The sequence below is a fragment of the Streptomyces sp. NPDC057474 genome (assembly GCF_042802555.1).
In the GTDB taxonomy this organism is placed as follows: Bacteria; Actinomycetota; Actinomycetes; order Streptomycetales; family Streptomycetaceae; genus Streptomyces.
The window spans coordinates 1-20,678 of record NZ_JBHVDX010000189.1; the positions used below are offsets into that span (position 1 = coordinate 1).

Annotated in this window: 21 protein-coding genes, 1 tRNA gene and 1 pseudogene; 12 read left to right on the forward strand and 11 right to left on the reverse strand. The window is 70.5% G+C overall.

Annotated features, from left to right (window positions below; genetic code table 11):
* Positions 1-77: 77 nt before the first annotated feature.
* The gene (locus ACFU53_RS36180; RefSeq protein ID WP_319697772.1) at positions 78-326 is read right to left on the reverse strand and encodes an SCO4226 family nickel-binding protein; all 249 of its coding nucleotides are present in this window, start codon (positions 324-326) and stop codon (positions 78-80) included.
* Between the two features lie 102 nt (positions 327-428).
* On the opposite strand from ACFU53_RS36180, the gene ACFU53_RS36185 reads away from it, so the two are divergent.
* Positions 429-641 carry a hypothetical protein gene (locus tag ACFU53_RS36185; protein WP_384002387.1) on the forward strand — a complete coding sequence of 71 codons (213 nt, stop codon included), beginning with the start codon at positions 429-431 and terminating at the stop codon, positions 639-641.
* 7 nt (positions 642-648) lie between these two features.
* Positions 649-942, forward strand: coding sequence for a hypothetical protein (locus tag ACFU53_RS36190; RefSeq protein WP_384002390.1), 294 nt, complete (start codon positions 649-651; stop codon positions 940-942).
* Positions 943-1,387: 445 nt separating this feature from the next.
* On the opposite strand, the gene phoU is transcribed toward ACFU53_RS36190, so the two are convergent.
* Complete coding sequence (phoU, locus tag ACFU53_RS36195) at positions 1,388-2,077, reverse strand: phosphate signaling complex protein PhoU (RefSeq protein ID WP_384002393.1); 690 nt, start codon at positions 2,075-2,077, stop codon at positions 1,388-1,390.
* Positions 2,078-2,342: 265 nt separating this feature from the next.
* Here phoU and ACFU53_RS36200 point away from each other — a divergent pair, with 265 nt between their 5' ends.
* Both ACFU53_RS36200 and ACFU53_RS36205 read left to right on the forward strand, forming a co-directional pair.
* Positions 2,343-3,599, forward strand: coding sequence for a sensor histidine kinase (locus ACFU53_RS36200; protein ID WP_384002396.1), 1,257 nt, complete (start codon positions 2,343-2,345; stop codon positions 3,597-3,599).
* Positions 3,596-4,276: a response regulator transcription factor gene (locus ACFU53_RS36205; protein WP_009340348.1), complete on the forward strand. Its 681-nt coding sequence runs from the start codon at positions 3,596-3,598 to the stop codon at positions 4,274-4,276. Before ACFU53_RS36200 ends, ACFU53_RS36205 begins: the two co-directional genes overlap by 4 nt.
* 261 nt (positions 4,277-4,537) lie before the next feature.
* Here ACFU53_RS36205 and ACFU53_RS36210 read toward each other — a convergent pair whose 3' ends face one another.
* Both ACFU53_RS36210 and ACFU53_RS36215 read right to left on the reverse strand, forming a co-directional pair.
* Positions 4,538-5,263 (reverse strand): copper chaperone PCu(A)C, encoded by a 726-nt coding sequence (locus ACFU53_RS36210; protein WP_384002399.1) that lies wholly within the window; start codon positions 5,261-5,263, stop codon positions 4,538-4,540.
* Positions 5,264-5,393: 130 nt separating this feature from the next.
* Entirely contained in the window at positions 5,394-5,603 is a 210-nt protein-coding gene (locus ACFU53_RS36215) for a hypothetical protein (protein ID WP_384002402.1), read from the reverse strand.
* Between the two features lie 301 nt (positions 5,604-5,904).
* Here ACFU53_RS36215 and ACFU53_RS36220 point away from each other — a divergent pair, with 301 nt between their 5' ends.
* The 6 genes from ACFU53_RS36220 to ACFU53_RS36245 all read left to right on the forward strand — a co-directional run bounded on the left by ACFU53_RS36220 (position 5,905) and on the right by ACFU53_RS36245 (position 12,590).
* Positions 5,905-6,387 (forward strand): CarD family transcriptional regulator, encoded by a 483-nt coding sequence (locus tag ACFU53_RS36220; RefSeq protein ID WP_003953493.1) that lies wholly within the window; start codon positions 5,905-5,907, stop codon positions 6,385-6,387.
* A gap of 314 nt (positions 6,388-6,701) precedes the next feature.
* Positions 6,702-7,466 (forward strand): 2-C-methyl-D-erythritol 4-phosphate cytidylyltransferase, encoded by a 765-nt coding sequence (gene ispD, locus ACFU53_RS36225; RefSeq protein WP_384002405.1) that lies wholly within the window; start codon positions 6,702-6,704, stop codon positions 7,464-7,466.
* The gene (ispF, locus tag ACFU53_RS36230; RefSeq protein WP_384002408.1) at positions 7,456-7,995 is read left to right on the forward strand and encodes a 2-C-methyl-D-erythritol 2,4-cyclodiphosphate synthase; all 540 of its coding nucleotides are present in this window, start codon (positions 7,456-7,458) and stop codon (positions 7,993-7,995) included. The genes ispD and ispF overlap by 11 nt, the downstream gene beginning before the upstream one ends.
* A gap of 238 nt (positions 7,996-8,233) precedes the next feature.
* Positions 8,234-9,637, forward strand: coding sequence for a cysteine--tRNA ligase (gene cysS, locus ACFU53_RS36235; RefSeq protein ID WP_384002411.1), 1,404 nt, complete (start codon positions 8,234-8,236; stop codon positions 9,635-9,637).
* A 101-nt stretch (positions 9,638-9,738) separates the two neighbouring features.
* Positions 9,739-10,680, forward strand: a complete 942-nt coding sequence (gene rlmB / locus ACFU53_RS36240) for a 23S rRNA (guanosine(2251)-2'-O)-methyltransferase RlmB (protein ID WP_384002414.1) — start codon at positions 9,739-9,741, stop codon at positions 10,678-10,680.
* Positions 10,681-10,784: 104 nt separating this feature from the next.
* Positions 10,785-12,590: a DoxX family membrane protein gene (locus ACFU53_RS36245; protein ID WP_384002417.1), complete on the forward strand. Its 1,806-nt coding sequence runs from the start codon at positions 10,785-10,787 to the stop codon at positions 12,588-12,590.
* 212 nt (positions 12,591-12,802) lie between these two features.
* On the opposite strand, the gene ACFU53_RS36250 is transcribed toward ACFU53_RS36245, so the two are convergent.
* The 3 genes from ACFU53_RS36250 to ACFU53_RS36260 all read right to left on the reverse strand — a co-directional run bounded on the left by ACFU53_RS36250 (position 12,803) and on the right by ACFU53_RS36260 (position 15,551).
* Positions 12,803-13,534, reverse strand: a complete 732-nt coding sequence (locus ACFU53_RS36250; protein WP_384002420.1) for an NDP-sugar synthase — start codon at positions 13,532-13,534, stop codon at positions 12,803-12,805.
* A 190-nt stretch (positions 13,535-13,724) separates the two neighbouring features.
* The gene (locus ACFU53_RS36255; protein WP_384002423.1) at positions 13,725-14,174 is read right to left on the reverse strand and encodes a hypothetical protein; all 450 of its coding nucleotides are present in this window, start codon (positions 14,172-14,174) and stop codon (positions 13,725-13,727) included.
* A gap of 240 nt (positions 14,175-14,414) precedes the next feature.
* Positions 14,415-15,551, reverse strand: coding sequence for an ABC transporter ATP-binding protein (locus ACFU53_RS36260; protein WP_384002426.1), 1,137 nt, complete (start codon positions 15,549-15,551; stop codon positions 14,415-14,417).
* A 233-nt stretch (positions 15,552-15,784) separates the two neighbouring features.
* Here ACFU53_RS36260 and ACFU53_RS36265 point away from each other — a divergent pair.
* Positions 15,785-15,858, forward strand: a tRNA-Thr gene (locus ACFU53_RS36265).
* Between the two features lie 54 nt (positions 15,859-15,912).
* Here the strand turns inward: ACFU53_RS36265 and ACFU53_RS36270 are convergent.
* From ACFU53_RS36270 to ACFU53_RS36285, 4 genes and pseudogenes are all read right to left on the reverse strand, one after another.
* Entirely contained in the window at positions 15,913-16,800 is an 888-nt protein-coding gene (locus ACFU53_RS36270; RefSeq protein WP_384002429.1) for an aminoglycoside phosphotransferase family protein, read from the reverse strand.
* A gap of 476 nt (positions 16,801-17,276) precedes the next feature.
* A pseudogene (locus tag ACFU53_RS36275) lies at positions 17,277-17,480 on the reverse strand (MFS transporter); the annotation flags it as partial.
* 41 nt (positions 17,481-17,521) lie between these two features.
* The gene (locus ACFU53_RS36280) at positions 17,522-18,493 is read right to left on the reverse strand and encodes a zinc-binding dehydrogenase (protein WP_384002432.1); all 972 of its coding nucleotides are present in this window, start codon (positions 18,491-18,493) and stop codon (positions 17,522-17,524) included.
* An 88-nt stretch (positions 18,494-18,581) separates the two neighbouring features.
* A complete protein-coding gene (locus tag ACFU53_RS36285; RefSeq protein ID WP_384002435.1) occupies positions 18,582-19,829 on the reverse strand; it encodes an FAD-dependent oxidoreductase in 1,248 nt (415 codons plus the stop codon).
* 161 nt (positions 19,830-19,990) lie between these two features.
* Here ACFU53_RS36285 and ACFU53_RS36290 point away from each other — a divergent pair, with 161 nt between their 5' ends.
* Positions 19,991-20,659: a pentapeptide repeat-containing protein gene (locus tag ACFU53_RS36290; protein ID WP_384002438.1), complete on the forward strand. Its 669-nt coding sequence runs from the start codon at positions 19,991-19,993 to the stop codon at positions 20,657-20,659.
* Positions 20,660-20,678 lie beyond the last annotated feature (19 nt).

The following is a 20,678-nucleotide window of genomic DNA, read 5'->3' on the forward strand; positions in this document are numbered from 1 at the left end:
GGATGGTTCCATCCCCATGGCGACACCGGACAGGGCGTGCGGAGGCGTACCGGCGCCTGCCGCATGCCCTCGCACGCTCAGATCGTCAGGGGTACCGGGTGGATCTCGTCCGCCTTGTGGCCGGCGCGTTCGTGGATGCGTTGGACGGCGTCGGCGGAGGGGGCCTCGGAGAGGCAGTAGACGGTGCCGGACTGGGGGTCGGCCCAGGCGCGTTCGAAGTGGACGTTCTCGTCCTTCTCTATGTCGAGGTCGGCCTTGTGCGCGGCCTGCAGCTGGTCGGCGGTGATGCCCTTCATCCCGTGGTGGACGTCCATGAACTTGGTCATGACCCGCACCTCCTTCTTCCTGTTCCTCTCGCGTGCCCCTGGCTTCATGCTGCGCTCATACAGCCGTACGAGCGACCTCGCGGTGCGCTAGCGTCGCCGGTCATGCGCATGCTGATGTGGGTGGGGATATCGGTGGTGGGGGTCATGGCCGCCGTGGGGGTCGTGGTCGTGGGGGTGCCTGCGGCGTTGTTCCTCGTGTCGTACGGGTGCGGGTCCGCGGAGGAGCGGCTGGAAGAGGCGTTGGCCGGGGATCCCGTGCTGGACGCCGGGCCCGACGGGGCCGATCCGGGGGGAGCCGTACCGGCATTGCGATGACGATGCCGTGATCGTGGTCGTGGGCAGGTCCTACACGTACGACCGGGAACAGGGACAGGAACAGGACGCGAATCAGGAACCGGGTCAGAGTCAGGACTCCGACGGAGGGGCCCCGGAGGCGGTCCTCGCGCATTACCGGGATGCCGCGCCGGCCCACGGGTGGACGCACCGGAGCGGCTCCGACTGCTACAGCAAGCGAGTCGACGGGACCATGGCCTACTTGTCCCTGTACGAGTCGGCGGGCGGGGTCCTCGAGGTCGAGATCATGTCCTCCCACGAAGACTTCGAACCCTTTTGCTGAGAACCCACCCGCCCCGGACATGAGCGAAGGGGCCCCGTCACGAGCGACAGGCCCCCCTCCCCCGCGTACGAAAGCGACCGCGTGCCGGTCAGCCGCACTGGCACGGGTTGCCGGACTGGCACCCGCACGCACATCCGGAGCCGCAGCCGCAGGCGCCGAAAAGGGGCAGGCTCTTGATGTCGGCGGGCTGATGGGTGTCCCGGACCTGTGTCGGGTCCGGAGTGCTGGGGCTGGCGGGGGATTCGGCCATGGTCCCTCCTCGAAGGCAGCGAAGGCAGCGAAGGCTCGTGCCTGTGCCCGTTGGTTGCCCCATTGCACGCCCGTTCAGCCGGGCGCATCAACGGCGCACAGAGGCGTCCGCACGCCCCGCCGGACCATCAGGCCCGGAGCGCCGTACCCGCAGTCCTACCGCCCTCCCCGCCCTTCCCGCACCAGACAGGGGGCCCTACGCCCCCTCCACCCCCGTGACCGGCTGGATGTCCGCCTGCAGTTCGTCCGCGTGCTCGCCCGTCACCAGGTACACCACGCGCTTGGCGACGGACACCGCGTGGTCGGCGAAGCGCTCGTAGTAGCGGCCGAGGAGGGTGACGTCGACGGCGGTCTCGATGCCGTGCTTCCAGCGGTCGTCCATGAGGTGCTGGAAGAGGGTGCGGTGGAGGAGGTCCATCGCGTCGTCGTCCTGCTCCAGCTGGAGCGCGAGGTCGACGTCCTTGGTGATGATGACCTCGGCGGCCTTGGCCATCAGGCGCTGCGCGAGCTGGCCCATCTCCAGGATCGTGGCGTGCAGGTCGTGCGGGACCGTGGGCTGGGGGAAGCGGAGTCGGGTCAGCTTGGCCACGTGCTGGGCGAGGTCGCCGGAGCGCTCCAGGTCGGCCGACATACGCAGCGACGTCACGACGATACGGAGATCCGTCGCCACCGGCTGCTGCCTGGCCAGCAGGGCTATCGCGCGGGCCTCCAGGTCGTGCTGCAGGTCGTCGACCTTCTTGTCGGCCTCGATCACGCTCTCGGCCAGCTTCAGGTCGGCGTCGAGCATCGCCGTCGTGGCGCGACCGATAGCCGACCCCACCAGTCGGGCCATCTCGACCAGGCCCTCACCGATCGAGTCAAGTTCCTCGTGGTACGCGTCCCGCATCAGGGTGTCCCTCTCTTACGTACGTCTGCTCGTGGGTAACCAGAAAAGCCGTGCCGAAAGCCATTCCGCCAGGCCAGGACGACCGAATGAACGGTGACCGGGGGCCCGGATGAACCCCACGCTCCCACGTTCCGGCCCGTACGCGTCCGTTTCAGCCATCTCAAATGAACCAATACTGGCTCCAAGGTGAACTCTGGGCGACGAGTGTTCGAGGTCGCCCTCCGATCGCTGTGGGGATGTCCGACCTCGTGCCTAACCTGGTTGCATGGACGTGAACGCGGCGGTCGCCGCAGCGGCAGCGATCGCCGGAGTGCTCACCGGTGTCATCGCCATGCTGGCGTTCCGCTTCAGCGAGCGCGAGCAGAAGCGTCCCACCAGGACGTCCCTGCACACGGACCCGGTGCTTCCGCCCGGCGTCGACACCGTGCTGTCAGTGCTCCGCTCCTCCGCCGTCGTGCTCGACGAGGCCGACGCCGTCGTCAAGGCCAGCTCCGCCGCGTACGCCCTCGGGCTGGTGCGCGGGGGGAAGCTCGCCGTCGAGCCGATGCTCAAGATGGCCCGCGACACCCGCCGCGACGGCGAGATACGACAGGTCGAGCTGGACCTGCCCCGGCGCGGCACGGGACGCGGGGAGGCGCTCGCCGTCTCCGCGCGCGTCGCCCCGCTGGGCTCCCGGCTCGTGCTGCTCCTCGTCGAGGACCTCACCGAGGCCCGCCGGATAGAGGCCGTACGACGTGACTTCGTCGCCAACGTCAGCCATGAGCTGAAGACGCCGGTGGGCGCCCTGTCGCTGCTCTCCGAGGCCGTCATGGGAGCGTCGGACGACCCCGAGGCGGTGGAACGGTTCGCCGGGCGCATGCAGATAGAGGCCACCCGGCTCACCAATCTCGTGCAGGAACTCATCGACCTCTCCCGGGTGCAGAACGACAACCCGCTGGAGGACGCCGAGCCCGTTCGGGTGGACGAGCTGGTCGCCGAGGCCGTCGACCGCTGCCGCCACCAGGCCGGCACCAAGCAGATCACCATGGCCGCCGGCGGCACCGCCGAGCTCCGCGTCTGGGGCAACCGCGGCCAGCTCGCCGCCGCCCTCGGCAACCTCGTCGAGAACGCCGTCAACTACTCCCCGGCCCGCACCCGCGTCGGCATAGCCGCGCGCCGGGTGACAGCGCCCGGCGGGGACCATATCGAGATCGCCGTGACCGACCAGGGCATCGGCATCTCGGAGAAGGACAAGGAGCGCGTCTTCGAGCGCTTCTACCGCGTGGACCCGGCCCGTTCCCGCCAGACCGGCGGTACGGGTCTCGGTCTCGCGATCGTCAAGCACGTGGCCGCCTCGCACCGCGGGGAGGTCACGGTGTGGAGCTCGGAGGGACAGGGCTCCACGTTCACCCTCAGGCTGCCGGAAGCGGGCGCGTCCCGCGACCGCGCGGCCCAGCACCCGGACCTCGACGCCGAGGACGGACAGCCTCACACCGCCCCATCCCCGTACGAACCGCTTCCCGCCCCGGAGGTCCTTCCGTGACCCGAGTGCTCGTCGTCGAGGACGAGGAGTCCTTCTCCGACGCCCTGTCCTACATGCTCCGCAAAGAGGGCTTCGAGGTCGCCATCGCGACCACCGGGCCCGACGGTCTCGACGAGTTCGAGCGCAACGGAGCCGACCTCGTCCTTCTCGACCTGATGCTGCCCGGCCTGCCGGGCACCGAGGTCTGCCGTCAGCTGCGCGGCCGTTCCAATGTCCCGGTGATCATGGTGACCGCCAAGGACAGCGAGATCGACAAGGTCGTGGGCCTGGAAATAGGAGCCGATGACTATGTCACCAAGCCCTTCTCCTCCCGCGAACTCGTCGCCCGTATCCGGGCCGTACTGCGTCGCCGCGGCGAGCCCGAGGAGGTCACCCCGGCCGCGCTGGAGGCCGGCCCCGTCCGTATGGACGTCGACCGGCACGTGGTCACTGTCTCGGGCTCCAAGGTCGACCTCCCTCTCAAGGAGTTTGACCTGCTCGAAATGCTGCTGCGAAACGCGGGCCGCGTCCTGACCCGTATGCAGCTCATCGACCGCGTCTGGGGCGCCGACTACGTCGGCGACACCAAGACCCTCGACGTCCACGTCAAGCGCCTCCGCGCCAAGATCGAGCCGGACCCGGGTGCGCCGCGGTATCTGGTGACGGTGCGGGGGCTCGGGTACAAGTTCGAGCCGTAGACCCGGGTGGGTGCCGGTCGCCGATCGGAGGTCGGCGCAGCGCTCCGAAGCCTGCGTAGCGGTGCGAGGGGTGCGTCGGGGACGGTGCTCGAGCCGGACCCGGGTGCGCCGCGGTATCTGGTGACGGTGCGGGGGCTCGGGTACAAGTTCGAGCCGTAGACCGGCCAAGAGCCGCTGGCCCACGGCCACGCGCTCCTCGTACGCCGAAGGGCGGCACCCTCCAAGGGGTGCCGCCCTTCGGCGTGTACGGGCGTACGGGGCTCAGTGGTCGGAAGACTCCTGGGACTCCGCGGCCGAGGTCGACGTGGACGGGGAGGCCGTCGAGCCGGCTGCGGTGCCCTCCTCCTCCGTGGTGCCCTCTTCGGTGGACGGTGAGCCCGAGGTGGACGCGGAGGGGGAGCCGGAGGTCTCCTCGGACGGGGAGGCGGTGGCGGCGGGGGCCTCGGGGATGTCGCTCGGGCCCCACTTCTCGAAGTAGTGCTCGGCGGGGACCACGAAGGCGCGCAGGCCGACCTCGCCGGTTTCGCTGAAGTTGAAGGTGACCTGCTGGGCGTTGCCGTCCTTGACCGCGTCGGCGACGTCCGTCAGGACCGCGGAGGCGTTGCCCTCGCCGCCCAGGATCACGGAGCCGCCGGCCGGGACGACGATCTTGCCGCCCTCGCCCTCGCCCTCGCCCTCGCCCTCGCCCTTGGCGGGCGTGAGTTCGGCGGTGCCGGCGCCCTCCACGGTGATGGAGTCCAGCGTCTGGTCGGTCGTGGCGCCGTTGAACAGCGTCGCGGAGACCACGGCAGAACCCTTGGTCTCGGTGCCCGGCTGGGTGACCACGATCGCGTTCTGGATCTTGATGTCGCCGACGCTGGTGGCCGCGTTGTCCGGCTTGATCTCCAGTGTCTGGGCGTTGTTGCCGGCGGCGCACGCGGCGAGTGAGGCGATCGAGAACGCGATGGCGGCGGCGGCGAGGGCGCCGCGTCGAAGGCTGCTGCTCACGGCGGCGGCAACTCCTAGAACGTGGGCGGTACGTGGTCTGTAGCGGCCTTAGGTTACCGAGCCGTTCCGCCGCCGCCGCACCCGACCCTCCCCAAGTCCCCGACAAGCCACGGGAAGCAATTGCGGAGCGTCACCCACACGCCCGTCCCGCATTCAGATAACCAGCATCGAACTCGCCGCCGCCGCGCCTGGATTTCCGCCAAGGAATGCGGGCCGGTGCCGAAAATCGATCAGCCGCCAGAACGCCCGCCAGAACGCCCGCCAGAACGCCGCCGGAACGGCACAAGAACACGATCCGGTAACGGCGGAACAGTGTCCGTAGATCGAACTCCTTGATCAATTCCGGATTCGTCTCGTACCCGACTCCGCTCACCGAACGGAGTAGCGGAAGTCGCACACTTGGGGGCGGACAAAGCGGGATGTTCGGTCGCTCGTGGAGCCCTCCGGATGCGTGTAACGTACGCGTTTCACTCCGCCCGGAGAGCCGCTCCGACCTGCGGATACCCTCTTCCGTTCGGCCTCCGCAGCACGTTCCTGTTGCAGTTGTCAAGCCCCGAGATGCGCCCTGACCTGCGAAAACGCCATTCAGAACACGCCGTTTCCGTGTTACCCTGGATAGCCACGGAAGGGGTACCTGTCACATGACGTTCAAGGTTGGCGACACCGTGGTCTATCCCCATCACGGGGCCGCGCTGATTGAGGCCATCGAAACTCGCCAGATCAAAGGCGTGGACAAGACCTATTTGGTGCTCAAGGTCGCTCAGGGCGACCTGACGGTGCGTGTGCCAGCGGACAATGCGGAGTTCGTCGGCGTACGTGATGTGGTCGGGCAGGACGGCCTGGACCGGGTCTTCGAGGTGCTGCGCGCGCCGTATGCCGAGGAGCCCACGAACTGGTCGCGTCGCTACAAGGCAAACCTGGAGAAGCTCGCCTCCGGCGATGTCATCAAGGTCGCGGAAGTCGTGCGTGACCTGTGGCGTCGTGAGCGCGAGCGCGGATTGTCCGCCGGCGAGAAGCGCATGCTTGCCAAGGCCCGCCAGATCCTGGTGAGCGAGCTCGCTCTCGCGGAGAACACGAACGAGGACAAGGCCGAGGCCCTGCTCGACGAGGTCCTCGCGTCCTGAACTGACTCCTGAGGCAGGCAGCCAGCCCGCTCAGCCGTTCAGCGCAGCACATCGAAATGCCGCGGTGCCCGATGACGTATGTATTGTCGCCGGGCGCTGCGGCATGTTCGTGCCCGGCTGCCGTACGCCTAATGGGGTCCCCGATACTTGGATACTTGGCGTGCCCCGGTACTCGGTACGTACTCGTACTTGGCGTGCCGGGCCCGGGCAGCTGGCTCGACCAGATGTCACGGAAGGGGTCCGGTCAAGGTGTCGCGCCCGGCACGCTGTGGCCATACCCACGTAGGCCGAGCACACAAACCTGACAGGAACCGATGTCTGACGATTCGCGCCCTTCGCCTTCCGGAACCGGTGCGGCAACCCGTACGGCGGCCGTGATTCCGGCCGCCGGTCGGGGCGTACGCCTCGGCCCGGGCGCCCCCAAAGCGCTACGCGCGCTGAACGGCACTCCGATGCTGATCCACGCGGTGCGGGCCATGGCCGCGTCCCGTGCCGTCTCCCTGGTGATCGTCGTGGCACCACCCGACGGCGCCCCCGAGGTCAAGACCCTGCTCGACGCGCACGCGCTGCCCGAGCGGACGGATTTCCTCGTCGTCCCCGGGGGTGAGTCGCGCCAGGAGTCGGTGAAGCTCGGCCTCGACGCGCTCCCGTCCGGCTACGACATCGTCCTCGTCCACGACGCGGCCCGTCCGCTCGTGCCCGTCGACACGGTCGACGCCGTCATCGAGGCCGTACGGGACGGGGCCCCGGCCGTGGTGCCCGCGCTGCCGCTCGCGGACACGGTCAAGGAGGTCGAGCCGGCGGACGCGCCGGGTGTGCCGGAGCCGGTCGTCGCCACGCCGGAGCGGGCGCGGCTGCGGGCGGTGCAGACGCCGCAGGGGTTCGACCGGGAGACGCTGCTCCGGGCGCACGAGACGGTCACCGGGGAGGTGACCGACGACGCGAGCATGGTGGAGCGGCTCGGGCTGGGGGTCGTGGTCGTGCCGGGACACGAGGAGGCGTTCAAGGTGACGCGGCCGCTGGATCTGGTGCTCGCGGAGGCGGTCCTGGCGCGCAGGAGGCTGAACGATGGGTTCTGAAAGCTCCGGGGGTGCCGGGACCGCGCCGGCACCGTCCGTGCCGGGATCCGTGGTGTTGCCGCAGGTCGGGATCGGTACCGACATCCACGCCTTCGAGGAGGGGCGGGAGCTGTGGTGCGCCGGGCTGAAGTGGGAGGGGGAGGGGCCTGGGCTGGCCGGGCACTCCGACGCGGACGTCGTGGCGCACGCCGCCTGCAACGCGTTGTTCTCCGCGGCCGGGATGGGGGACCTCGGGCAGCACTTCGGTACCGGGCGGCCCGAGTGGTCCGGGGCGTCGGGGGTGACGTTGCTGGCCGAGGCGGCGCGGATCGTGCGGGCGGGCGGGTTCGCCATCGGCAATGTCGCGGTGCAGGTCGTCGGGTCGCGACCGAAGATCGGGAAGCGGCGGGACGAGGCGCAGAAGGTGCTTTCGGAGGTCGTGGGGGCGCCGGTTTCGGTGTCCGGGGCGACTACGGACGGGCTGGGGTTTCCCGGGCGGGGCGAGGGGCTGATGGCGGTCGCCACGGCGCTTGTGGTGCGGGTGGGCTGAGGCGCGGTTCTCTCGCCCCCGCCGCCCCTACCCGTCCCCTCCCCGGGGGCTGCGCCCCCGGCCCCCGGCTCGCGTGCTTCTGTTCGGCTGCGGATCGTCGTGGTTGCCCGCGCAGTTCCCCGCGCCCCTTTTGGGCGCGCGGCCCGTCAGGGGGTGCTGGGCGTGCGTACGTCACGAATCTGTTGTCCTTGGGGTCAAGGGCTCGGGGCATGGGCGGTGGCCCACTACCCTTGGACTCGTGACTATTCGCCTGTACGACACCAACGCCCGGCAGATTCGTGACTTCGCCCCGCTCACGCCGGGTTGTGTCTCGATCTACCTGTGTGGCGCCACGGTGCAGGCGGCCCCGCACATCGGGCACATCCGGTCGGGGCTCAACTTCGACATCATGCGCCGGTGGTTCGAGTACCGCGGGTACGACGTGACGTTCGTCCGGAATGTCACGGACATCGACGACAAGATCATCGCGAAGGCGGCCGACCAGGGGCGCCCCTGGTGGTCGATCGGGTACGAGAACGAGCGCGCGTTCAACGACGGGTACGGCGTGCTCGGTTGCCTGCCGCCGACCTACGAGCCGCGTGCCACCGGGCATGTGACCGAGATGGTCGAGATGATGCGCGGGCTGATCGAGCGCGGACACGCGTACGAGGCGGACGGGAACGTCTACTTCGACGTGCGGTCGTTCCCCGAGTATCTGCAGCTGTCCAATCAGGAGCTCGACAACCTCCTCCAGCCCTCCGGCGAGGGCGAGACCGGCAAGCGCGACCCCCGTGACTTCGCCATGTGGAAGTCGGCGAAGCCGGGGGAGCCGACCTGGGAGACGCCCTGGGGGCGCGGGCGGCCGGGCTGGCACCTGGAGTGCTCGGCCATGGCGCACAAGTACCTGGGCAGCGCCTTCGACATCCACGGCGGCGGCCTCGACCTGATCTTCCCGCACCACGAGAACGAGATCGCGCAGGCCAAGGCCTTCGGCGACGACTTCTCCAAGTACTGGGTGCACAACGCCTGGGTCACCATGAGCGGCGAGAAGATGTCCAAGTCGCTGGGCAACTCGGTGCTCGTGAGTGAGATGGTCAAGCGCTGGCGGCCCATCGTGCTCCGCTACTACCTGGGCACCCCGCACTACCGGTCGATGATCGAGTACAGCGAGGACGCCCTGCGCGAGGCCGAGTCGGCGTTCGCCCGTATCGAGGGGTTCATCCAGCGGGTCGTCGAGAAGGCCGGCGGAGTCGTCGAGCCCGCGGCCGAGGTGCCGCCGGCGTTCGCCGAGGCGATGGACGACGACCTGGGGGTGCCGCAGGCGCTCGCCGTCGTGCACACCACGGTCCGGCAGGGCAACAGCGCGCTGGCCGCCGACGACAAGGAAGAGGCCGTGGCGCGGCTCGCCGAGGTGCGGGCCATGCTCGGTGTGCTCGGCCTCGACCCGCTGGACGCGCACTGGGCCGGTGGCGGCGGCGACCGCGGCGAGGACCTCCACGGGGTCGTCGACACGCTCGTCGGACTGGTCCTCCAGCAGCGCGAGGCCGCCCGTGCCCGTAAGGACTGGGCCACCGCGGACGCCATCCGCGACCAGCTCAACCAGTCGGGTCTGGTCATCGAGGACAGCCCGGACGGTCCGCGCTGGACGCTCGGCCCGCGCTGACCCTTTCTTGATCGATTGTGCCGCCCGGCTCTCCGGGCGGCACACTGCATTACGTACACACGATGACGAACACACGCACGCTTCGCAGAGACGGGTAGGTCATGGCCGCTAACAACCGCCGCATGTCCGGCAAGAAGGGCGCGCAGGTCGGCAGTGGCGGCCAGCGGCGCAAGGGGCTCGAAGGCAGGGGGCCGACGCCGCCCGCCGAGATGCGCAAGAAGCACAAGGCGAACCGCATCGCCAACGCCAAGGCGAAGCAGGCCGCGCGCCGCCCCGTGGCGCGTGGCCGGGGCGGCAAGGGCACGTCCGAGATGGTCGTCGGGCGCAACCCCGTCGTCGAGGCGCTGCGCGAGGGCGTGCCCGCCTCGACGCTCTACGTCCAGCAGTTCATCGACAACGACGAGCGGGTGCGTGAGGCACTGCAGCTCGCGGCCGAGCGCGGCGGCATCAACCTGATGGAGGCGCCGCGGCCCGAGCTGGACCGCATGACCAACGGGCTCAACCACCAGGGGCTCGTCCTCCAGGTCCCGCCCTACGAGTACGCGCATCCCGAGGACCTGGTGGCCGCCGCGCACGACGAGGGCGAGGACCCGCTGATCGTCGCCCTCGACGGGGTGACCGACCCGCGCAACCTCGGCGCCGTCGTCCGGTCCGTCTCCGCGTTCGGCGGCCATGGCGTCGTCGTGCCCGAGCGGCGCGCGGCCGGCATGACCGCCGGCGCCTGGAAGACGTCCGCAGGCACGGCAGCCCGTACGCCCGTCGCCCGCTGCACCAACCTCACGCGCGCGCTGGAGGCCTACAAGAAGGCCGGCGTCGTCGTGGTCGGCCTCGCCGCCGACGGAGAGTCCGAGGTCGGCGACCTGGAGGCCCTTGGCGGCCCGGTCGTCATCGTGGTCGGCAGCGAGGGCAAGGGCCTGTCCCGCCTCGTCGGCGAGACCTGTGACTACCGGGTGCGGATTCCCATGCCAGGTGGGGCCGAGTCGTTGAACGCCGGTGTGGCGGCGGGCGTTGTGTTGTACGAGGCGGCACGGCGCAGGGCGTAAAAGGGGCCCTAGCTGGGAGTTCGGGATGTTCTGGATCCCCTTGACGGGGTCCGGACAGATCGGGGCGGCCAAAACAGTGTCCTAACGACACGTCACTCGGTTAGATGAGTGTGGACACCAGAACACCCCGCACACCCACGGGGGACCGTTCGTCGGGATTCGACTCGGGATTCGACTCGGGATTCGACGACGTTCCCGCGCTGAGCATGGTGAAGGTGCCGAGCGATCCGGCGCAGGTCATCGTCAACCACGCGAGCTTCCGCGTGCAGTTGGGCGTCTCCACGCGGGCGTCCCCGCGCATCGCACGGCACTTGAGCGCCAGCGCGGACACCGCGCACATCCCCGTCGTGGGCACGGCGGGGCGCTCCGGCGCGCCCGCCGCCGGGCGTCGGCGCGCACCTGTCGTCTGGAGCGGGAAGTCCGCGCCGGACGACACCGGAGCCCACCGGCTCCTCCAGGCGGTACGCGGCGCGGGCGTCATCGGAGTCCCCGATCCGCTGAGCGACACGGGCTCGACCCAGGTCATTCCCCGCGTCGACGGCGCGGGCAGCGGCGGCTACGACACCGACAGCGGGCGCTACGGCGACGAAGGCGGCCGCTACGGCGACGAAGGCGGCCGCTACCGCGACGAAGGCGGGCGCTACGGCGCCGACTTGACCGTCGAGACGCCCGTCGTCGGCAGCCAGCGCACGCACGGCGACCATGCCGCCCCCGACGGCACCCGGCTGCTGCCCACCATGCGGAGTGTCGGCAGCACGTACGACGAACCTGAGTACGACCGGACGGCGCAGTACGGCCAAGACGCCTACTCCGACGGGGAGTTCGCGGATACTCCCGACGACGGCGAGGACGAGCGGAGCGGGCTGCGGACCGGCAACGAGCCTGTCCGGCACGCCTATTACCCGGGCCGCCGGATGAACCTGGGCGTCGTGCTGCTGCCGCTGCGCGTCTTCCTCGGATGCATCTCCATCTACGCCGGCATGGGCAAGCTCTGCGACCCGCACTACTTCGACGGCGGCAAGCGCGGCTCCATGGTGAAGTGGCTGAACACGCTGCACCCGTGGGAAGTCGCCGAGCCGCTGCGGCAGTTCGCTCTCGAACACCCGGTGGGTTCGGGGCTCGTCATCGCCTTCGCCCAGGTCATCGTCGGTGTGCTGACCGTCCTCGGACTCTGGCAGCGGGTCGCCGCCGGCGTCGGGGTGCTGCTGTCGGCCGCGCTGCTCGTCACCGTCAGCTGGAAGACCATCCCCGTCTACGAGACGCCCGACATCATCTACCTCGCCGCCTGGTCCCCGCTGATCATCGCGGGCGCGCCGGTGTACTCCGTCGACGGGCGGCTCGCGGGCGTCGCCTGGCGCTCCCTCGGGCCGCGCACCGACATCTGGGAGCTGCGGCGGTACGTGCTGCGGAGGGGCGCGCTCGTCACCGCGATCGTCGTCGGGCTGACGCTGCTCGTGGGGTCAGTGCTCGGCGGGGCCGTGCGGGACACCGACCGGATCGTCGTTCCCGGGCCCGGGGAGGCGCCGCGCAACGAGCTGCCGGGGTCGCCGCTGCCGGGTGAGCCGAGCAAGCGGCGCCAGGACAGCCCATCCGCGTCCAACTCGCCCACCGCGGGCGCGACGTCGGCGAGTCCTTCGCAGGAGGCCACTACGCCGCCGGCCACGCGGGACACCGGTGCGGTCACCGGGGGGCAGCCGAGTCAGACGCAGGGGACGGCGGGGCAGGCGCCGCCGCAGCAGTCTTCACCGGTTGAGCAGGTGCCGAGTACTACTGCTGGGCCCAGTTCGAGCGGGGGCACGAATGCGGGCGCCTCCGGCGGTACGACCGGGGGGTCCGGCGGGTCCACCGGGGGTTCCGGTGGGAGTTCTTCGGGTGGGCAGCCTGGGCTGGTGGGGGGATTGCTCGGATAGGTTCCTCCGGCTGCGCCGATATGCAGATGGGCCCCGCGTGATTTTCTGCGCGGGGCCCATTGCTGTGTGTTCTGGCGGAGGTGGGTGGGTGGGGCGCCTGATAGCTGGAGGGAGTTGTGGTGTGGCGAGTGCGGACCGTTCGTGGCTGGTCGCGCAGCTTCCCGCGCCTCTGTGGGGCGCTGCCCCTTGCCCCAGACCCTGAATGACGCCCTTCAGCGGCCCAGCGCTGCCAGTTCCTTCGCTGCCTCTGTCAGGTCCTTGGCCGTGTCGATGGCTCGCCAGTAGGCGCCCTGGGGGATGGGGAAGCCCGCGAGGCGGCGTTCTCGGGCCAGGCGGGGGAAGGTGGTGCGTTCGTGGTCGCCCCGGGAGGGGAGGAGGTCGGTGAACTCCGGGGAGAAGACGTAGACGCCGGCGTTGATCTCGTACGTCGTCGGCGGGGCCTCGATGAAGTCGGTGACGCGGCCGAAGCCGTCCGTCTTCACCGCGCCCCAGGGGATGCGGGGACGGGCCAGGGCGAGGGTGACGAGGGCGTCGCGTTCGGTGTGGAAGTCCGCCATGTCGCGGAGCGAGAAGCGGGTCCAGATGTCGCCGTTGGTGGCGTACCAGGGGCGGTCGGGGTGGGGGAGGTGGGCGGCGGCGTACTTGAGGCCGCCGCCTCGGCCCAGGGGTTCCGTCTCGACGACCGTGGTGACGCGGACCGGCAGGTCGGCCGAGTCCAGCCACTTCTGCAGGACATCGGCGAGGTGGCCGCAGGAGACGACCACGTCGGTCACGCCCTCCTCGGCGAGCCAGGTGAGCTGATGGCCGATGATCGGGGTGCCCGTACCGGGGATCTCGACCATGGGCTTGGGCCGGTCGTCGGTGTACGGACGCAGCCGGGAGCCCTGGCCACCGGCGAGGACCACGGCTTGAACGGGGCGCGACGCGGCGTTCGGATCGGTCATGACCGAACTGTACGTGGCGCCCCGTTCGCGGGAGCACGGCCCTGGGATCGGTATGCGGGGTGGAACGGGGCGGTATACGGGGGGTGCGAGCCCTGGCCCTCGGGGATCCTTCAGGGCCTCCGGGAGCCGCTGGGAGCCGTGGGGGCTTCCAGCGGCCCTGCGGGGCCCTCGGTGGTGCCCTGCGCGGTGCTCAGCTGTACTGGGCGGCCACCCCTGTCGCGAAGGACGTGTCGCAGACCGGGCGGGCGTAGGACTGCGCGCGGGTGGGGCCGTAGGCGCGGACGGCGGCGCGGCCGAGGGCGCGGGCGATGGAGGTGCAGTGCCTCGCCAGTGCCGGGCGGCCGTTCACCGCCTGCTGGAGGTGGGTGAGGGCGACGCCCGGGTCCTCCTCCTGGAGCTCCACGAGGAGCTTGTCGCGCAGCACCTCGTGCGGGGCACGGGTCTTGGCGCGCTGGGAGACCTCGGAGGCGGCGAGCACCGACTCCGCGGAGTCGGAGCCCGACCAGTTGACCCGGGTGACCGCGAGGGTGCCGGAGAGGACCAGGACGACGGGCAGGACCAGAGCCAGGGAACGGCCGATCCGGCGGGCGGGACCGCGGCCGTGCCGCGTCCGTTGGGTGTAGGTGTGGGTGTGCTTCACGCGAGTGAGGGTAGCGCGGAGTAGTGATATGGCGACATTAGGTCACCTATACGGGGGACGCTGAAGCGCCGTTTTCTGGGTAGCGGGTTGACCCACGCTGGTCGAAATGGACCTGATTGCCGGGGTAGTTGGTGACAGCGAAAAGGGCCCCGCAGGTGTTTGCGGGGCCCTCTTCGTCAACCTGGGTGATTTGTCCCGGGCCGGTGGTTTCGCGAACGGTCACGAACGGTCGTGTCCGGTTCAGTCGGAGAGGCGCTCGCCCGTCGAGGTCGAGAACACGTGGTTCTCGCCCGGACGCGGCACGACGTGCAGCGTCGCGCCCTTCTCCGGGACCTGGCGGCCGTTGACGCGGACCACGAGGTCCTTGGTCTCGCCGTCGACCTCGGCGGTGCCGTAGACGTAACCGTCGGCGCCGAGCTCCTCGACGACGTTGACGGTGACGGCGAGGCCGGCCGGGGCGTCGTCGGTGTCCTTCGACAGGGCGGAGGCGGCGGCGCCGCCGTGCTCCACGATGTCGAAGTGCTCGGGACGGACACCGACGGTGACCGTGGTGTCACCCCTGTCGGAGGCGGCCTTGAGGGCGTCACGGTTGACCGGGACGACGCTGTTGCCGAACTTCACGCCGCCGTCGGTGATCGGGACCTCGACCAGGTTCATGGCCGGGGAGCCGATGAAGCCGGCGACGAAGAGGTTGGCCGGGCGGTCGTACATGTTGCGCGGGGTGTCGACCTGCTGGAGCAGACCGTCCTTGAGGACCGCCACACGGTCGCCCATCGTCATGGCCTCGACCTGGTCGTGGGTGACGTAGACGGTGGTGATGCCGAGGCGGCGCTGCAGGGACGCGATCTGCGTACGGGTCGAGACACGGAGCTTGGCGTCGAGGTTCGACAGCGGCTCGTCCATGAGGAAGACCTGGGGCTCACGCACGATGGCACGGCCCATGGCGACACGCTGACGCTGACCACCGGAGAGGGCCTTCGGCTTGCGGTCCAGGTAGTCGGTGAGGTCGAGGATCTTCGCGGCCTCCTCGACCTTCTGCCGGATCTCCGCCTTGTTCACGCCGGCGATCTTCAGCGCGAAGCCCATGTTGTCGGCGACCGACATGTGCGGGTAGAGCGCGTAGTTCTGGAACACCATGGCGATGTCCCGGTCCTTCGGCGGCAGGTGCGTGACGTCGCGGTCACCGATGCGGATGGCGCCGCCGTTGACGTCCTCGAGCCCCGCGAGCATGCGGAGCGAGGTGGACTTGCCGCAACCGGACGGACCGACGAGGACGAGGAACTCGCCGTCCTCGATGTCGATCTCCAGAGCATCGACGGCGGGCTTCGTGGAACCCGGGTAGATCCGGGTCGCCTTGTCGAACGAAACTGTGGCCATGGGTCGTAGGCCCCCTTCACCGGCAGGAACGTGCCGGACGATCCGAGTAAAGGTGGTGATCCACCGCGGACGGTTCCACGGTGGTGTAGTCCACGGGAGTGGATTGGGTCAGGACGGTACCTGTCGTTCACCTGGTCTGTCAGTACCTGGACCCCTGTGAACTTCGCGGAAATTTTCGACGAGCGCACCCTGTGACGTGGGTACACTGCACGGGCGCCCCCGCGAGGGGCCACGCCTCCTTAGCTCAGCTGGCCAGAGCAACGCACTTGTAATGCGTAGGTCGTCGGTTCGAATCCGACAGGGGGCTCTGTTGATCCCGGGTCGCGATTGCGGCCCGGGATTTTTTGTTGGAGGGGGTGGGTCAGCGGAGGCGGCGGGCGAGTTCCAGGTCATCGGGGTCGAGGGGGCGGCCCTCTTCGATCTCCCAGATGGCGTTCTGGAGGAGGCGGGCGAGGGTCCAGGCTCGGGCGTGGTCGCGGTCCAGGGAGAGGACGTCCGTCATCGCGTCGAAGCGCCAGGGGACCTCGTTCGGGTCGAAGCGGTTGTTCAGGGCCGGCCAGAGTTCGAAGGCGGGGTCGCCGGCGAGGGGCTTGGGGTCGATGGCGAGCCAGGGGGCGCGGTCTGCGCCGAGGACGTTGTCGAAGTGCAGGTCCCAGTGGAGGAGGCGGTCGCCGGGTTCGGCGATGACCTCGCGTACCGCTGCCGCGGAGTCCGCGATCAGGCGGCGGTCGGACGCGTCCGGGATGCGGGCCAGGACCGGCGGGGTGCGGTCCAGCATGTCCGCCGCGATGTCGGCCAGGCGGCGCATGGTCGGCGGGGCCGGTGTGGTGGTCAGGTGGGCCAGCAGGTGGGCGATGACCAGGACGGCCTTGCGGGTGTCCGGCTCGTGGGACAGCATGCGGGCCGGGTCGAGGCGTTCGAGCAGCATGGTGCCCGTTTCGTCGTCGTGGGCCAGGAGCCGTACCGCCCCGTCGCCGTTCCAGACGCGCAGGGCGACCGGCTCGCCCTCGCTCTCGTCGTCGAGGATCTGGAGCTTGAGGACCGCCGGGGTGTCGTCGGCCGTGCGGACCACGGGCAGGACCAGGGCGCACATGCCGTGCATGGCCGGGCCGTCGAGGCGCAGTCCCCAGTGGTCCAGGAATCCGGTGGCCAGGCCGGGAAGGGCGGCGGCGAAGGCCAGGCCCTTTTCCTCGAAGAACATCTCCAGGGTGGCGGCCAGTTCCTCCGGGACCGAGATGGCATCGATCATGCGGGCGACACTACGCGCGTGCCTTCCCGGATTTCTTTGGATTTCCGGCCCGGCGGGGCGGCCCGTACGCCACGAAATCCGTAGGAGACAGGCCCGGTGGGGAGGGGTGTCGTGTCGCGTGGTCCGGCCGTGGGGCCGGTTTCAGCGGGGAACTGACGTTCTTTCATCGAAGGTGTGACCTTCATGGGCAGCGCTCGTTCCCATGGCGACGGGATTTTCGGGTGGGGGCGGGGGTGACGGGGTGGGTGAGCTGAGGAGTGTGGCGGCGCCATTCGTCGCGTCCGGCCTGCATGGTGTGGGGCCCGAGGCGAGCATCAAACTGCCCGCGCCGCTGGCGCATCTGGCGAACGCCCCCACGGCCGCTACGTCCTGGCGGGCCGGGTCGCTTTCGCGCACCGGGGCGGCGAGTGGGTCGACCGTGGCGCGGCCAACCGGGCGATCGCCAGGCGTGCAGCGGGGCCTTCGCCGTGATCATCGTCGCGGCCACCCAGGTCCCGCTGCGCCGACGGCAACGCGATGTTCACGATCGTCGCGTCCAGGATCACCATCAGCTGCGCGAGCGCGATCACGACGAGGGCCCACCAGCGGCGGGGGTCGGGGGCCGCAGGGGTGTCCGTCGCCGTGGCGGTCGGGGACGAGCGGTGCGGGCCCGGCGGCTGCGGGTCGTGGCCCGCGAGCAGGGCGCCCTCACCGTCCCGGCCGGGACGTCTCGTGGAGGTGGTCACGGCTCCAGCACCACCTTTCCGGTGGTGCCCCGGTTCTCCAGGGCGCGGTGGGCGGCGGCCGCCTCGGCGAGGGAGAAGCGGTGGACGGCCGGGGTGAGGTGGCCGGCGGCGGCTTCGGCGAGGGCGCGGAGTTCGAGGGTGCGGATGGGGTCGGGGCCGCCCGCCCGGCGGCGCATCTCCTCGCCGAGGACCGACTCCGAGACGCCCTCGACGACGTAGGGGCCGCCGTTCTTGATCCCGTCCGCCGACCAGCCGAAGACGAGGTGCCTGCCGCCGGGGGAGAGGAGGGCGACGGACTCCCGCGCCGCCGCCCCGCCGACCCCGTCGAAGACGATCGTGGCCTTCCCCCGGTACGCGGCGACCTTCTCCGGCCATGCCGGGTCGGTGTAGTCGACGGCGAGGTCGGCGCCGTTCGCCGCCACCCGGGCCGTCTTCTCGGGCCCGCCGGCGAGGCCGACGACCGTGGCGCCCGCGTTCTTGGCGTACTGCACGAGGAGCGTGCCGAGACCGCCGGCCGCCGCCGGGATCACGACCACGTCGTCCGGGCCCGGTTCGGCGAAGAGCAGGATCCCCATCGCCGTACGGCCCGTGCCGATCATCGCGACCGCCTCGGCGAAGTCGAGGTTCTCCGGGATCTCGTGCAGCCGTTCGATCTCCGTGACGGCCAACTCGGCGTAACCGCCGGGCTTGAACCCGAGGTGGGCCGTCACCCGCCTGCCGAGCCAGAGCTCCGGGACGCCCTCCCCGAGAGCCTCGACGACTCCGGCGACCTCGCGGCCGGGGACCGTGGGCAGTTCCGGTGCCGGTCCTGGTCCCGGGTGGCCCTCGCGGATGGCCGCGTCCAGCAGATGTACGCCCGCCGCGGCGACGGCGATACGCACCTGGCCCGGGCCGGGCTCGGGGTCCGCGACCTGCTCGTACGTCAGGTTCTCGGCCGGACCGAAGGCGTGCAGACGGATGGCGTGCATGAAGGGCTCCCTTGGGCGGTCTCGCGTGTCTCGCGTTCGCGTGGCGTGTGTTCGCCTGGTTTCGCTTGGCGAGCCCCAGCCTCCGACCTCAAGCGTGCTTGAGGTCAAGGGTGTTCTTCGACCTCCTGCCCAGTGCCAGCGAGACGGCCGCGAGGGCGCTGTTGAACGACACCTCCGAGAGCACGCCGGGCGCCGCGACCTGGTCGCCCGCGAGGTACACGCCGTCGCCCCGGTCCACGGCCGGGCGGTCGCGCCAGCTGGTGCCGGGCAGATCGACCGCGCCCGTACGGCCGTTCGCGGTCGCCTCGCGCCGCCAGGTGACCCGGTCCCGCCAGCCGGAAAAGGCCAGGTCCAGCAGGCGCTCGGCCCGGGCGACACCGTCCGCCCGAGACTCGTGCGGACCGATCGGGAACTGCCCCTGGAGCAACTGTTCGCCCGCCGGGGCCAGCGTGCGGTCCTGCGCGGTGAACCGTTCGACCCAGCCGGGCGCGTCCAGGTCGGAGACCGCGAACGCGTCTCCGCGACGGGTACGTACGGCGAGGTCGAGGAGTGCCGTACGGCCGCTCGGCCAGGTCAGCGAGTCGTCCTTGAGCAGGCGGCGGGCGGCGTCGAGGGAGGTGGCGACGATGATGGGGCCGGTGCCCTTGCCGTTGTTGTTGGTGCTGCTGAGGACGTCGAGGCTGTCGACCCGGCTGAGGGTCTCCATGCGGACGCCGAGGTTCCAGGCGCGGGCCGCCATCCGGTCGATGACGCTCGCCCAGCCGCCGCGCGGGTAGTGCGCCTCCGGGGGCAACTTCGTGGCCCGGCGCAGCCGTTCCTGTACGAACGCGGCGGACAGGGAGCCCGGGTCGTGGTGGAACAGCGCCACCGCCGAGTAGGTGGCGGCGGCGCGCGCGGCCTCCTCGCCGGCCTGTTCGGTCGCCCAGGTGAGGAAGTCGACGTCGACAGGCGGGTGTTGGCCCGTACGGCGTGGGCGGAGGAGCTTGAGCATCGCGAACGGCGGGGTCCGGCGCAGGACGCCCTTGTGGTGCAGGCGCAGCCGGGCGGTCTCCAGGGGCGGGAGGGGGGCGAGCGGCCCGATCAGGTCCCGTTGCCCGAGCCAAGTCCAGTGCGGGCCGCCGCTGTACAGCGCGTGCGGTCCCTCATTCGTCCGGTACCGCCCCTCCGCGGTCCGCGCCCGGCCACCGAGCGTGTGGTGTGCCTCGTAGACGGTGACCCTCGCGCCCGCCTCGGCGGCGGTGATCGCCGCGGTGAGCCCGGCGAAGCCGCCGCCGATGACGGTGAGGGGGGTGGGGGTGCGGGAGGAGGAGATGTGCGTGGCTGGAGCACGGTGCATGGCTGGGGCTCCCTCGGGTCGGTGTCGGCCGTCTTGGCAGCTGTCTGCGGGTACGACAGGTCGAGGGCGCCGGAATGTGACATGGGGCTGTCGGTGGGGGGTTCCTGGGCGTGTATGTGCAGGTCAGGCGGAGTGTCAGTGGTGGGGTGCAGGATGGGGGGATGGTGAGGGCGAGGTCGGTGGTGAAGGCGGCGCGGCGGCCGGAGGTGCGGTTGCCGGTGCTGGAGGCGTACGTGGGCGGGGAGTTGGAGCCCGACGGGGACTATGACGGGCTGGAGTTCCGGGACGAGGACTTCGTCGGGCAGGACGGTGGGGGCGCCCGTTTCATGGACTGCGCGTTGACGGGGTGCGCGCTGGACGAGACGCGGCTGCACCGGGCTCGTGTGCTCGACTCCGTCCTCACCGGGATACGGGGTGTCGGTACGGATCTGGCCGAGGCGACGTTGCGTGATGTGGAGCTGGTGGAGGCGCGGCTCGGTGGGGTGCAGTTGCACGGGGCCGTGCTGGAGCGGGTGCTCGTGCGTGGGGGGAAGATCGACTACCTCAACCTGCGGGAGGCCCGGCTCAAGGACGTGGTGTTCGAGGACTGTGTGCTGGTCGAGCCGGATTTCGGGGGTGCGCGGTTGGAGCGGGTCGCGTTTGTGGGAGGTGCGTTGAAGGGGGCTGATCTGAGTGGGGTGACCTTGGTGGATGTGGATCTGCGGGGGGCCGCGTCGGTGGAGATCGCGCGGGGGGTGGAGCGGTTGTCGGGGGCGGTGATCAGTGCGGCGCAGTTGATGGATCTGGCGCCGGTGTTGGCGGGGGAGATGGGGATTCGGGTGGAGGGGTGACCTTCGGTCGGGGTGGGGC

Bases quoted from the DNA above. Each gene is read 5' to 3' on its own strand.
- ACFU53_RS36200 (WP_384002396.1), top strand. From the start codon at position 2,343: ATGGACGTGAACGCGGCGGTCGCCGCAGCGGCAGCGATCGCCGGAGTG.
- ACFU53_RS36245 (WP_384002417.1), top strand. From the start codon at position 10,785: ATGAGTGTGGACACCAGAACACCCCGCACACCCACGGGGGACCGTTCG.
- ACFU53_RS36270 (WP_384002429.1), bottom strand. From the start codon at position 16,800: ATGATCGATGCCATCTCGGTCCCGGAGGAACTGGCCGCCACCCTGGAG.
- ACFU53_RS36180 (WP_319697772.1), bottom strand. From the start codon at position 326: ATGACCAAGTTCATGGACGTCCACCACGGGATGAAGGGCATCACCGCC.
- ACFU53_RS36250 (WP_384002420.1), bottom strand. From the start codon at position 13,534: ATGACCGATCCGAACGCCGCGTCGCGCCCCGTTCAAGCCGTGGTCCTC.
- ACFU53_RS36285 (WP_384002435.1), bottom strand. From the start codon at position 19,829: ATGCACCGTGCTCCAGCCACGCACATCTCCTCCTCCCGCACCCCCACC.
- rlmB (WP_384002414.1), top strand. From the start codon at position 9,739: ATGGCCGCTAACAACCGCCGCATGTCCGGCAAGAAGGGCGCGCAGGTC.
- ispF (WP_384002408.1), top strand. From the start codon at position 7,456: ATGGGTTCTGAAAGCTCCGGGGGTGCCGGGACCGCGCCGGCACCGTCC.
- ispD (WP_384002405.1), top strand. From the start codon at position 6,702: ATGTCTGACGATTCGCGCCCTTCGCCTTCCGGAACCGGTGCGGCAACC.
- ACFU53_RS36290 (WP_384002438.1), top strand. From the start codon at position 19,991: ATGGTGAGGGCGAGGTCGGTGGTGAAGGCGGCGCGGCGGCCGGAGGTG.
- ACFU53_RS36185 (WP_384002387.1), top strand. From the start codon at position 429: ATGCGCATGCTGATGTGGGTGGGGATATCGGTGGTGGGGGTCATGGCC.
- ACFU53_RS36260 (WP_384002426.1), bottom strand. From the start codon at position 15,551: ATGGCCACAGTTTCGTTCGACAAGGCGACCCGGATCTACCCGGGTTCC.
- phoU (WP_384002393.1), bottom strand. From the start codon at position 2,077: ATGCGGGACGCGTACCACGAGGAACTTGACTCGATCGGTGAGGGCCTG.
- ACFU53_RS36280 (WP_384002432.1), bottom strand. From the start codon at position 18,493: ATGCACGCCATCCGTCTGCACGCCTTCGGTCCGGCCGAGAACCTGACG.
- ACFU53_RS36220 (WP_003953493.1), top strand. From the start codon at position 5,905: ATGACGTTCAAGGTTGGCGACACCGTGGTCTATCCCCATCACGGGGCC.